8 protein-coding genes are annotated in these 12,854 nt (G+C 58.2%); 5 read left to right on the top strand and 3 right to left on the bottom strand.

Annotated features, from left to right (window positions below):
• The first annotated feature begins 37 nt into the window (after positions 1 to 37).
• From ACFOGH_RS08920 to ACFOGH_RS08900, 5 genes are all read left to right on the top strand, one after another.
• Positions 38 to 832 (top strand): HalD/BesD family halogenase, encoded by a 795-nt coding sequence (locus ACFOGH_RS08920; protein WP_380072718.1) that lies wholly within the window; start codon positions 38 to 40, stop codon positions 830 to 832.
• 71 nt (positions 833 to 903) lie between these two features.
• Positions 904 to 2,412 carry an aromatic amino acid lyase gene (locus ACFOGH_RS08915; RefSeq protein ID WP_380072717.1) on the top strand — a complete coding sequence of 503 codons (1,509 nt, stop codon included), beginning with the start codon at positions 904 to 906 and terminating at the stop codon, positions 2,410 to 2,412.
• Between the two features lie 295 nt (positions 2,413 to 2,707).
• Positions 2,708 to 4,789: a catalase gene (locus tag ACFOGH_RS08910; protein ID WP_380072716.1), complete on the top strand. Its 2,082-nt coding sequence runs from the start codon at positions 2,708 to 2,710 to the stop codon at positions 4,787 to 4,789.
• 307 nt (positions 4,790 to 5,096) lie between these two features.
• Complete coding sequence (locus ACFOGH_RS08905) at positions 5,097 to 5,588, top strand: hypothetical protein (protein WP_380072715.1); 492 nt, start codon at positions 5,097 to 5,099, stop codon at positions 5,586 to 5,588.
• Positions 5,589 to 5,624: 36 nt separating this feature from the next.
• Positions 5,625 to 6,257: a hypothetical protein gene (locus tag ACFOGH_RS08900; protein WP_380072714.1), complete on the top strand. Its 633-nt coding sequence runs from the start codon at positions 5,625 to 5,627 to the stop codon at positions 6,255 to 6,257.
• 310 nt (positions 6,258 to 6,567) lie between these two features.
• Here the strand turns inward: ACFOGH_RS08900 and glgX are convergent, their stop codons facing one another.
• The 3 genes from glgX to ACFOGH_RS08885 all read right to left on the bottom strand — a co-directional run bounded on the left by glgX (position 6,568) and on the right by ACFOGH_RS08885 (position 12,770).
• Positions 6,568 to 8,628 carry a glycogen debranching protein GlgX gene (gene glgX, locus ACFOGH_RS08895; protein WP_380072713.1) on the bottom strand — a complete coding sequence of 687 codons (2,061 nt, stop codon included), beginning with the start codon at positions 8,626 to 8,628 and terminating at the stop codon, positions 6,568 to 6,570.
• 108 nt (positions 8,629 to 8,736) lie between these two features.
• Positions 8,737 to 10,308, bottom strand: a complete 1,572-nt coding sequence (locus ACFOGH_RS08890) for an FAD/NAD(P)-binding protein (RefSeq protein ID WP_380072712.1) — start codon at positions 10,306 to 10,308, stop codon at positions 8,737 to 8,739.
• 869 nt (positions 10,309 to 11,177) lie between these two features.
• Positions 11,178 to 12,770, bottom strand: a complete 1,593-nt coding sequence (locus ACFOGH_RS08885; RefSeq protein ID WP_380072711.1) for an RNA repair transcriptional activator RtcR family protein — start codon at positions 12,768 to 12,770, stop codon at positions 11,178 to 11,180.
• Positions 12,771 to 12,854: the final 84 nt, after the last annotated feature.

The raw sequence follows: 12,854 nt of genomic DNA, 5'->3' as shown, positions 1-12,854 counted from the left end.
GGTGACACTTGCTGCATGAAATAGCGGAGGATGCCCGATGAACCACCTTCTTGATCTTGACACCTATCCGATCGACCGCCCCGACAGCCCTGAATACGCAGCGCTTGTCGCAAACTGCAGGGCCCGTTTGGCCGCCGATGGCATGTTTGATTTGCCCGGTTTCATGCGCGCTGAGGTGACCAAAGCTGCGGCCGAAGCCACCAAGCCTGCGATGGCGACGGCCTCGTTCCGTCATGCGCGCAAGCACAACATCTACTTCCGCGATACGGTTGAAGGCCTGGCCGAAGATCATCCGGCTTTGGCCAAGGTGGAAACCGTCAACCATACGCTGACCGCAGATCAGCTTGTTGGTAATCCGGTGATCGACCTTTACGAATGGCCGCCCTTTGCCCGTTTTCTTGCCGAGACCATGGGCAAAGACGCGCTGTACCGCATGGATGATCCGATGGCGCGGGTGAACGTGCAGGCCAGCCGCGCGGGCGAGGCATTGAACTGGCATTTTGATCGTTCGGAATTCACCACCACCATCCTGCTGCAATCGCCCGAGCAGGGCGGCGAGTTGGAATACCGCTCCAATCTGCGCAGTGCCGAAGACCCTAATTATGACGGCGTTGCGGCGCTGCTGCGTGGCGAAGACCCGGATGTGAAAAAGGTAAAACTGCACCCCGGCGCGCTGAATGTATTCCGCGGCGTCAACACGCTGCACCGCGTTGTGCAAGTGCAGGGACCGACAGAGCGCATAGTCGCAATCTTCGCATTCTTTGATCGCCCCGGCGTTATAATGACCGCCAAAGAGCAGATCGGTTTTTATGGTCGTGCTGTTGCCGCCTAAGCCTTAGCTGCGCCATTCCGATGGCAAAGCCACCCTGAAACGCAAGGCCGCCGCATTGTGGCGGCCTTTTCATGATTTGGACCACTGACCTTATGACCCAGACCGCCCATGCCGAACCGCTTATCCTAGATGGTGTCAGCTTAACCTGCGCGCAGCTTGTTGCCGCCGCGCATCGCGCCTATCCGGTAGCCCTTGCCGATGATGCCGATTTGCGCATCCGCCAAGGCCGCAGTGTGGTTGAAGACATCGTGTCCAGTGGCGTCAAAGGCTACGGCATCACCACTGGCGTTGGTTCACAAAAAGAGTTTGCCGTAGCACCCGAAGGCATGCGGGATTACAACCGCCGCCTTGCGCGCGCGCATTCCACCCATATGGGGGGTGCCGTTCTGCCCGAACATCGTGTGCGGGCCGCGCTGATCATTCTAGCGAATGAATTCTCGCTTGGTTTGTCGGGCGTATCCGCCCCGTTGGTGCATCTGGTTGTGCGCCAGATCAACACCGCCGAGATGCCGCAAGTGTCGTCTTATGGCACGGTGGGCGCGGCGGATCTGATCCCGATGGCACAGATTGCCGACTGGCTGCAAAGCCAGCCCGAAGCCTTGGCACGCGGGATTCCGGGCCCGAAAGAAACCCTGTCGCTGATCAACACGAATGCCGTCACGCTGGCCACCGGGGCCGATGCATTGATTGAGGCACAAGCCATCATGCGGCTGGCTAATCTTTCGCTTGCCCTGTCACTGGAAGGATTTCGCGGCAACCTCAACGCCATAAGCGCAAAGGTCAACCAAGCCCATCAACGCGGCGGGCAGGCCAGTGTCAGCGCGCATCTGCGCGACCTGCTGCAAGGCAGCCAGCTTTGGCAAGATGGGGCTGCACGCCGCATCCAAGACCCGCTCAGCTTCCGTTGCGCGTCACAAATCCACGGCGCTTTGGACGAGTTGCTGGAACGGGCAATTCAGGTCTGGAATGAAGAACTAAACTCTGTCACCGACAACCCCATCGTTGATCATGACGACCGCTCGGTGCGCTCGCATGGCAATATGGACTCCACCCGGATGACCTTGGCGATTGATGGGTTGCGGCAGGCCTTTGCGAAGGCCGCAGATATTTCTGGCGAGCGGCTGCACAAACAGCAATGGACCGAGTTTTCCGGCCTGCCCACCGGATTTTCTGATCCGAACAGCCCGTTGGGCGGCGTTCAGTTCCTTAACCTTGGCCATCTGGCGGCATCGCTGATCACCTCGATCAAGATCTGGGCTGCGCCATCGGTGCTTTTGTCTGTTGGTCAGATTGCCGATGGGGTCGAGGATACCGCAGGCCATGCGCTGCATTCCGTCGCTGATTTTGAACGCATGCTCGGCGCGCTGCGCTTGGTGTTTTCGATTGAGATCATTGTGTCGATCTGGGCAATTCAGAAAAGGCAGCTGGCCACCGAAAGCTTGGGTCGAGGACTGCAGGACATTGTCGCGCGGATCGCCCCGGAACTGCCGATTGGCAGAGAGGGCTTGGAGGTTTTCTCTATCGAGGCGATTGTCGATATTCTGAGGAACATCGATGGGGACATACCAGCGGCGCGCTGATTTACGCAACTGGGGCAAGGCTGTTCGTCCGATTTTCTGTCAGGTGAACGCATGAAGCAGATCAGGTCATCTCTTGGCGGTTGATCAGCCCTGAGACCAATCGTGCTTTGCCCAATCAAGGCGACGTTGCTGCATCGCCCAATATCAGCCGTGGGTTGACGCCACGGTAATGCACGGCGTCGGAACCATTTGGCCCGCACATCGTTGCCAGATGAGCCGTCCTGTGATCGCGCCTCGAGGGGGCTTTCTATGCGCCTTCGGAGAGCGTTTCGCGGGGGCATTCGGATTTGCAACCATGGAAAAGGCAGCACAGATGGCACGATCCCCCCAGAAATCAGACAGCTATAAATCCGACACCGGCAATGCGGGAGAGCCACAGCAGCGTGGCGGTGCGGTGATGACCACCAACAGCGGCATGCCAATTTCCGACAACCAGAACAGCTTGCGTGCTGGCCAGCGCGGCCCGACGCTGTTGGAAGATTTCATCCTGCGTGAGAAGATTTTTCATTTTGACCATGAACGAATTCCCGAGCGTATCGTGCATGCGCGTGGCTCGGCGGCACATGGCTATTTTGAATGCACCGATCCGATCCCGGAGTTGAGCCGTGCCGCATTGTTTGCGGAAAAGGGCAAGAAAATACCGCTGTTTGCGCGGTTTTCCACTGTGGCTGGTGGGGCAGGGTCGGTTGACACGCCGCGCGACGTGCGGGGCTTTGCGGTTAAATTCTACACCGAGGAAGGCAACTGGGATCTGGTCGGCAACAACATTCCGGTGTTCTTCATCCAAGACGCTATCAAGTTTCCCGACCTGATCCACTCTGTCAAGATGGAGGCAGACAAGGGCTATCCCCAAGCCGGTTCGGCGCATGATACGTTCTGGGATTTCGTCTCGCTGATGCCCGAAACCATGCATACCGTGATGTGGGCGATGTCGGACCGCGCCATCCCACGCTCGCTGCGGATGATGGAGGGCTTTGGGGTGCATACGTTCAAACTGGTGAATGCCGAAGGTGACGCCAGCTTTGTCAAATTCCACTGGCGCCCGCGTCTGGGCACGCAATCGCTGGTCTGGGATGAAAGCGCCAAGCTGCAGGGCGCAGACAACGACTATCACCGCCGCGACCTGCACGAGGCGATTGCCGCAGGTGATTTCCCGGAATGGGATTTCGCCGTGCAAGTGTTTGATCAGGCGCTGGCCGACAGCTTGCCCTATGACGTGCTTGACCCCACCAAGATCATCCCCGAAGAAACCGTTCCACTGCGGGTGATTGGCCGCATGGTGCTGGACCGCAACCCCGACAACCACTTTGCCGAGAATGAGCAGGCGGCATTCCTGCCTTCTAACATCGTGCCGGGCATCGACTTTTCCGACGATCCGCTGCTGCAAGGGCGGCTGTTTTCCTATCTCGACACACAGAAATCGCGGCTGGGGACGACCAATTTCCACCAGATCCCGATCAACGCGCCGAAATGCCCCTATGCCAATATGATGCGCGATGGTCTGATGCAGACCGCCGTGCCGAAGGGGCGGGCGAATTATGAGCCGAACAGTCTTGACCTTGCTGGCGAAGACCCCGGCCCGCGCGCCAGTGCCACTGGGTTCATGACCGCCACGCAGGAGGTGGCCGGCGAAAAATTGCGCATCCGCGCGGAAACCTTTGGCGATCACTACAGCCAACCGCGAATGTTCTGGCATTCCCAAACCGAGAACGAGCAAGCGCATATCGCTTCGGCTTTTGTGTTCGAGTTGTCGAAAGTGGAATTGGAACACATTCGCACCCGTGTGCTTGCCAATTTGCAAAACGTTGATCCAGGGCTTGCGCAGCGGGTGGCTGATGGCATTGGCATGGAATTGCCGCCAGCGGCGAAACCGTTCCGCGCGCCCATTGAACTTGCCCCATCCGATGCGCTGTCGATCCAGAAAAACTGGAAGCCGACGCTGCAAGGTCGCAAGATCGGTCTGCTGTTTGGCGAAGGCTCGGACAAGGCCGAGATTGATAAGCTGATTGCTGCGATCAAAGCCGAGGGCGGTAGCGTCTTCACTGTGGCGCCCAAGGTTGGGATGCTGAAGCTGAAAGGTGGTGAGATGAAGGCCGACGGCCAGTTGGCAGGTTCGCCCTCGCTGCTGTTTGACGCGATTGCGATGATCCTCGCGCCTGAAGTGGCCGAAAAGCTGGCGAAGGATTCCGCGGCCGTGGGCTTTGTCAATGACGCCTTCGTACACCTGAAGGCGATCGGCCATTGCAACGGATCAAAGGTTATCCTTGCTCGTGCGGGCATCGAACCGGATGAGGGCGTAGGCCATTATAGCAAACTGCCCGAAACCGCCAAACACCGCTATTGGACGCGTGAGGCGACGATCCGCGATCTGGCCTGAGTGTGTAAGACTGCCCCCTCTTGGGGGGCAGGGCTGTTTGTTCAGTCAAAAGAGTTGATGTGCCGGTGGCATTCAGATCAATTGATCTGGATGTCCCGGCCCAATTTGCATTATAGATCAGCGGTAGTAATGCGCGATCACAATTCATACGCTAAAGTTCTACATTACGATCGGCAGTAATCCGCCATATATTATCTTTGGTTGTATAACAGGCAAATCGCCCGGAACTTAATCACCACCGCGGTGTTTTCCTATCACCTGACCAGTCGCAATTCATGTTGCGCCAATCATTCCAAGGAGGAACATCATGCGTGGATTTCAAGCAAGTGTGCTCAGCGCGGCATTCGCTGTCGCAATGGGCGGCACCGCCTTCGCACAGACAGAAACCATGGCACCTGCGGCCACCCCTGCGGCGGATTGCGAAGCACAATTCACCGCTTTGGACACCGACGCAAACGGCTATCTGACCGATGCCGAAGCGCCGCGCGAGTTCGCCCGTGCCCGCGTTGACGCAATGACCCCAGAAGCCAGCGGCATCAGCAAAGCCGCCTTCCTCGAGATGTGCGGCTCGGAAAACTGGGTACAGAAAACCCCGGAAGAAGGCGCGCCGTTTGAAGGTGCCAACAGCTTTACCGAAGAACAGGCGCGTGACCGCGCGGTGGCATGGAATGTCACCGATGTTTCGGCGCTGACGCTGGATGACAAGGGTATTTGGCGCGGCACCGGCAAGGTGAACGGGGCCGATGTCTCGGTTGCCGTCGATTACAAGGGCAACGTCGTCACCACGCCGAAAGCCTAAGGCTAGGCGGCAACCACATCAGAATTGGAGAATATCATGGCTGTTACAACCCGAATTTATGACGATTTCACCACGGCACAGGCCGCTATGTCGAATGTGAATGCCCTGGGCCTTCCGGGCGTGGACGTGTCGCTGATCGGCGACGAATGCTTTCGCGACTATGATCAGGGCGTGATCCAGCGCGATGCCGTCACGGGGCGTGTCGTCACTGTCAACACCGAAGCCGATGCTTCGGGCACCTCTACCGGTGCGGGCATCGGTGCTGTGATTGGCGGCGGCGGCGGCTTGCTTGCCGGTTTGGGCCTTCTTGCCATTCCCGGCGTTGGGCCTGTGGTTGCGGCGGGCTGGCTGGCGGCCACCGCAGTGGGTGCCATCGGCGGCGCGCTGGCGGGTGGCGCGGTTGGGGCGATTGTGGATCTGGGTCTGTCCGAGGAGGACACTCCGGTGTTTTCCGAGGCCATTCGCCGGGGTGGCGTGGCTGTCAGTGTCCGCTTCCCCGAAGAGCATCGCAACGCGGTCGTGACGGCGCTGGACAACACGCCCACCCGTTCGCTGGAAGACCGCCGCATCGGTTATGAGGCCGAAGGCTGGCGTTCGGAAGAAACCGAAGAAGAACGGCTGATCCGCCTGCGCGCAACGCGTCCGATTGATCCGCCAATCGGTTTTTAAGCAGATCAGATCCACAAATAAAATCCTGCCGGGGTCTCTTTTAAGCGGCCCCGGCTTCATCATGATCTATGCAGATCCCTCGCTTTGGATTGTGTGAATATAAATGTGGAACGGTAATGCCATAAAATCGGCAATCTGCCGATATTTTAAGAGACTGGTATTTTATACCACTCCCCCCCCTTCACGCCAGACTTGCAGCAGAAAGGCTTGCCCCTGCCGCCCTCGACGCGTTGAGCTGGATGAAAATAATGCCCGCGTCAGAGACGCGGGCATCTCGGGCAGTTACGCCACCCGTCAGACTGCTTGAAAATCAGACTGATTCAAAAACCGTCACCGACTGCCATTCGATCTCCACCGACCCTGACAACCTCTCCTCCACACGCACCGGTGTCTGCGTGGTGTCGATCCGCTTAATCCATTCGCCATCGGGCAGCGCAACGCTCATCCGGTCAGCGGCATTCAGGCACATCAGCAGGTCAGCTTGCTCAGGGCGCGCCAGCCGCAGCATGACGCAGGACGCGCCCTCTGTCTGCCAGTCATCATCGGTCATCTCACCGCCACGCGGATGCAGCCACTGGGCAACCATCGCACCGTCTGCTGCGCCATCGCCTTGTGCAAACCCCGCGCGCGACATCCCGGTCTCTTTGCGGAAAGCCAGCAGGTCGCTGACGGCCGTGATCAGCTCCTGATCTGCCTTGTCCCAGCCAAGCCAGGTTGTCTCGTTGTCCTGACAATAGGCGTTGTTGTTGCCGCCCTGCGTTTGGCCAAATTCATCGCCTGCAAGCACCATCGGAACACCCTGCGACAGCGCCAGAGTGGCCAACATCCCGCGCACCCGGCGGCGACGCGCCTCAAGGATGCCGGCATCCTCGGTCGGGCCTTCGGCACCTAGGTTATGCGACAGATTGTTGGAATGGCCATCCGCACCATCTTCGCCATTCGCGTCATTGTGTTTGCCGTCATAGGCCACAGTGTCAGCCAGCGTGAAGCCGTCATGGGCGGCCAGAAAGTTGACTGAAGATGTTGCCGGACGGTTGGAATGGTTGAACTGCGTGGGCGAGCCGAGCAGCCGTTGCGACAGTTGCGGTGCCAAGCCACTGTCACGCCGCCAAAACGCGCGCATGTCGTCGCGGGCCTTGTCATTCCATTCGCGGAACGGCCACGGGAAGCCGCCGACTTGATAGCCGCCTTCGCCAATATCCCACGGCTCGGCGATCAGTTTCACCTTGGAGAGTACCGGGTCTTGGCGGATCGCATTAAAGAAAGCGCCTTCACGTTCAAAGCCAGACGGCTCGCGCCCAAGGGTTGAGGCCAGGTCAAAGCGGAACCCGTCGACATGCATCGCCTCGACCCAATAGCGCAGGCTGTCCAGCACCATGCGCAGCACCATAGGATGCGCGATGTTCAGCGTGTTGCCGGTGCCGGTGGTGTCAAAGCCGTGCTGAGGGTTGTCAGGCGACAGCAGGTAATAGCTGGCATTGTCGATGCCGCGGAAAGACAAGGTCGGCCCAAGCTCGTTGCCTTCGGCGGTGTGGTTATAGACCACATCCAGAATAACCTCGATGCCTGCGGCGTGAAAGCGGCGGATCGCTTGCTTTACTTCGCGGATGTAGCCGGATTTCAGATAGGGGCGGTTCGGGGCGAAGAAGGAAATCGTGTTGTAACCCCAATAGTTTGACAGGCCCTTTTCCACAAGATGACGGTCCTGCACAAAGCCGTGAATTGGCAGCAACTCAATCGCGGTCGCGCCAATCCGGTGCAGATGCGCGATCACCGCATCACTCGCCAGACCGGCAAAGCTGCCCCGATCCGCCTCCGGCACGTCTGGATGCAATTGGGTCAGGCCTTTGACATGCGCCTCATAGATCACCGTATCTTCCCAAGCGTGGTTCAACGCCTTTTCGGCATCCCAATCAAAGCTTGGGTCAGCGACCACGCATTTCGGCATGAAAGGGGCCGAGTCGCGATTGTCCAACTCGGTATCCGATCCACCCACCGGATAGCCGAACAGCGCATCATCCCAGACCAGATCTCCGGTCAGTTCCATCGCATAGGGGTCCAGCACGAGCTTGGCCGGGTTAAAGCGATGACCTTGCTCGGGCGCGAATGGGCCATGGACGCGGTAGCCATAAGCCTGCCCCGGCGCAATACCCGGAAGATAGCCATACCAGATGCCGCCTTCCATCTTGGGCAAATCAAGGCGCTGCGTCTCGACCTGACCCGAGGCATCATAAAGGCAAAGCTCAACCCGCGTCGCATGTTCCGAGAAAAGCGCGAAATTGGTGCCCTCTGCATCGGCCACCGCGCCGAGCGTGTCGCTGCGGCCAGCAGACATATCAAATGCGGCAGTCTGCTTTGGCTGATCCAGCATGGTGGCGGTGTCCTTTTTGAATGATGCGATAATCAAACGTGCTGGCTCGCCCTAGGTTCCGCTGCATTGCAGAAAGATATCTGAACCAACACGGCGGCCCCGCTGCCATCAGGCGGCCACAGCTTCACCCAGAATTTCCGCCATCCCGGCGCTTGCAGTGATCCCCTGCACAAAGGGGCGGTCATGCATCAGCCAAGGCAGTGCTGCAAGATAGACCCGCCCGGCGTAATCCGGCACATCCGTCAGGCAAAAACGTTCATCGGTCTGAGGTATCTCCTGACCCGCCTTCAGCACCGCCGCACGCAGCGAAGGAAAAGGAATATCCTTGCTGGTCAATGGCTTTTGCCCGCGCGCATCAATGAACACGTCAAACTTATGCGTCTCGCCATGCGCCACGATGACCGTGCCTTTGGCCGTGTGATCCAGTTTGTAATCCTCACCCAAACCCATCACCGACAACACGCCCGCATCCCGCAAAGCCAGCAGCCTGCGGATCGATTCTGACGGTACGGCGGCGTAGTTGTCGACGAACACCTTCTTCAAGCCCGCGTCGAAGCGCGCGCGATCGGCCTCGTTCAGCTCCGGCACGATTTCCTCGAACTTCTCGTGCATGCGCAGCAGGGCGTAGCGCCAAGCCACGGTGACTTTGTTGGCCTTATTGCGCTCTACCTCGTCCAGATTCTTGCGCGCCCAGCGAAACGGGTCTGCACCAAGCCGCGTTTCGAAATAGGCCGCCTCGAACGTGTCAGCCGTCAAGGTTTGCAGCCCGATCTTGCGGGCATAGGCTGAATCGACCTGGCTGACCTCCTCCTGCAACAACGCGAACATCGCATCCAACGGCGCATCGCTTGCCGCCGCGCGCGCGATGGCTTCGTCAGTCATCACCTTCAGCGGCCGATAGGGCAGGGGGCAGTAAAAGTCGGCTTCTGGCAAAACCCCGGTCCAGGACATCAGCGTGACGTGCAGATCGCTTGCCTTGGTTTGAAACGTCAGATCGTCCCCCTTGGCTCGGAAGCGGCCATGCTGGTTGACCACCGCCATCGCCGCATCAATCGACGACAGCGAGGTTCCCATGATGCCCACGCGCGCAGCGGGGATATCGGCCTGGATCAGGCCTGACCAAGGGCTGGGAAAGTATCTCCGCGTCGCCTCGTCTTCATCCGGGAAGTCATGACCGGTGGCCAACACGATGCGGTCAAACGGCCCCTCGCGGCGTTCCACATCGGTCGCGGTGTTGTGGGTCAGCAAATAAACCTGCCCAGCCTCTACAATCACATCGGTGACAGAAGTCTGCTCGGCAACCACCACTTTTGACCCTTGGCCGACAGCGCGGTCACACAACTCCAGAAACTGCGCACGGAAGTATTCGCCCAGCAACAACCGCGGCGTGAACAAGCGGTCATGCAGGTCTTTATGTGTCAGATCGTAGCGGTGCAAGCGATCTGCCGGCAAAGATTTCAGCCATTCCAGATAGGTGGTCGTCACGGGCGGAATTTCGATGCTGGCAATATTGGCCAGCATGTAACGGCTGGAACTTTCAGCCGAGTAAGGCATCCCCACCCCAGCCTCATCGCCACGCTCAAAGAGCGAGAATGCGGCATTGGGCAGTTTCTCGCTCAACGCCTTGAACGCATAAACACCAGTGGGGCCAGTGCCCACAATCGCGATTCGACTTTGCACTTTTGAGACCCACTTTTTGCGAAGCGATTGTCAACGTGGGCAGGCGGTATTGGTTCCCTGGCCTGCTGGCCAGCATCGCCCGATCAGTCAGGTGGCTTTGCGCCCAGATGCCACCTTCCCAGATGCCACTTCCTATGTCGCGCATCGCCTGGCGCATGGGACACTGGATAACCACAGGCTTAGGGTTAGGCATTCCGCTCTCCAGGCGCGGGGCAGGCGCGTGAATAGCGCCGTGAATATTGCGGGGTCCGGCCCCCGCACGCTTCGATCAGGCCGCGGGTGCAAGGATGCTGCGCGTTGTTAAACGCCTGATTGCAAGTGCTAGCCAGAAAAAGGGAAAGCATGCGCAAGACGAGCTGCATCGTCCTTCAGAAGAATCGAAAAACTGCTTCAATACAAGCATTTGCAAGTCGCGGTAATTGACGGAAAAAGGAGAAGGCTGCGCACAAAACAAATAGTATGCGCATACTTAAAATATTGAAATAAAAGGAAATAAGTCGATAATATTTGCCTTGGCCGCTGAGTCGGCACCTTAAATTCCTAAGAAGTAGGGTCGGGGGGCCATTTTAGCCGCATTGTGGGCGAATTTGGCGGGCCTTTGGCCAGCATGGTAGCCAAGGGCGCCGAAACTCAGTCCCTGTTCGCCGCCTGACACTGAAACGGCTTTTCCTCAACTCCTCTGCGCCTTCAGGTTGGGCAGACTCTCCATCAGACTGATAGAAATTCCGGAGGGCAGGTCAGGGGGAATTGTTCATGTCGCCTGCGGTGTGGCCTCTGCCCCATCGGTCACAGGGGGAACTGGCCCAATTTGGCTCTACGGGGATTTCGTCTAACCAACGGTTTGGCGCGCACTATTCGCCGGGTTTCCTTCAGATCGCTCTATTACTTGTCCCGAGTGTTTGAACCGAGGCCCAATCCAACTCAAAACGTGCGAGGTATTTGCGTAAGCGATCGGCGTCGTTTTGGCTGATTTTGTTCTGGCGCGAAGCCGCGAATAGTCTGCGACCTGCTGCGCTTACATTAGGGCTTTCACGACACGCTCGAATGACGGCGGCGAGTTGGGCGCGGTCGAACTCATCCAATGATTGGGGGGCCGGTAACACCGCGGCCAAAAGCTCCAGATCAGCGTCGGCGGCTGTCGATCGCCATTGCTGGTTAAGCGTTTCAATTTCTTCTTCAACCATAGCCACGGTCACACGGCCGCGCTCTGCCAAGGTGCAAAGGCGGTGCACAGAAGCCGATAGGTCACGGAAGTTCCCTCGCCAAGGTGTTGCCGCATCACGGGCGAAACGCACAAAGCGGCCCATGGCATCGGCGTTAAATCCAACAGAATGGCCCAGCGTGCGTTCGGCGTTGGCACGGAAATGGGCAAGATGGGCTTCGATATCGGCACGTCGGGCGCGAAGTGGCGGAATGCGGAAGCACCATTGGTTCAGAACGGTGAACAGATCAGGGCGCAAACGATTTGATCCAACCAGTGTTCCCAATTCAGTGTTGGCGGTAGCGATAAGCTGAAAGCGGGAGGTCACCTCACTGTCTGAACCCACTGGATAGTAGCGCCCCGTCTCAATTGCTTGCAGCAAGAAAGCCTGGGCATCGGGTTCCAATTCATCGATCTCTTCCAGCAAAAGCACGCCGCCATCGGCCTCGCGCAGGAGGCCTGCGCGTTCCGTGCCCGCGATGCCGGTCACAGAACGGCGCTGACCAAAAAGCGCGGGCAAAGCATTGGCACCCCTCAGCGTCGCGCAATTGATCTGCACCAAGCGACCCTTTACGCGGCGGCGTTGCAGCTTTAGCTCGTAGATCTGCTGCGCAAGACGGCTTTTGCCCGTGCCATTTTCGCCAAGTAGCAACAGCGGTGCATCTGAATGGGTGACCACCATTTCCAGCCGATCAATCAAAGCGTTATACGCGGGCGTCTGACTTTCAATGCCGCCCTTGAGCAAGGAAACAGAATCGCGATTGATCGCGTCAAAGCGTTGTTGCAGCGCGTTATAGCGCGACAGATCAAGATCGATGATATCAAGCGTGCCATACTGCATGTTGTCGCCACGCGGTGGGCCGGATTGCAGAAGCTTTGCAGGGATATGGCGGCTTTCGGTGAGCAAGAACCAGCAGATTTGCGCCACATGCGTGCCGGTGGTCAGGTGCACATGATACCGCTCGCGATCTTCGTCAAAGCCGTAATCTTTGGCGAAATCAAACAGCTTGCCGTAGACCTCTTCGAAATCCCAAGGGTTCGCCATGTCCATCTGCACGAGGCGGACTTCGGTTTCGGGTGAGACCGCAGCGATGGCCTGCTGAATGCGCCCCGCCAAAGTGGCGTAGCGCTGATCGTGCAGCAATTCGAAGCGATCCACCGGAAATTTGGCGTGGCGGGTCAGTTCAACCGAAGGCCGCCAGGCGCGATTTCTCCCCATATCCAGTTGGGTGCCGAGGAAACCGATAACGACATTGCGCATGATCTTATCCAAACTGATAAAGCACGATACCAGTGGATAGAAAATTTTGAAAGGATTTTCGGCGATTCTGTTGATTTCGCTTTG

The sequence above is a fragment of the Cypionkella sinensis genome (assembly GCF_042646385.1).
GTDB classification, from domain to species: Bacteria; Pseudomonadota; Alphaproteobacteria; order Rhodobacterales; family Rhodobacteraceae; genus Cypionkella; species Cypionkella sinensis.
The sequence above is the reverse complement of the archived record's forward strand: the minus strand, read 5'-3'. Positions and strand labels throughout refer to the sequence as shown.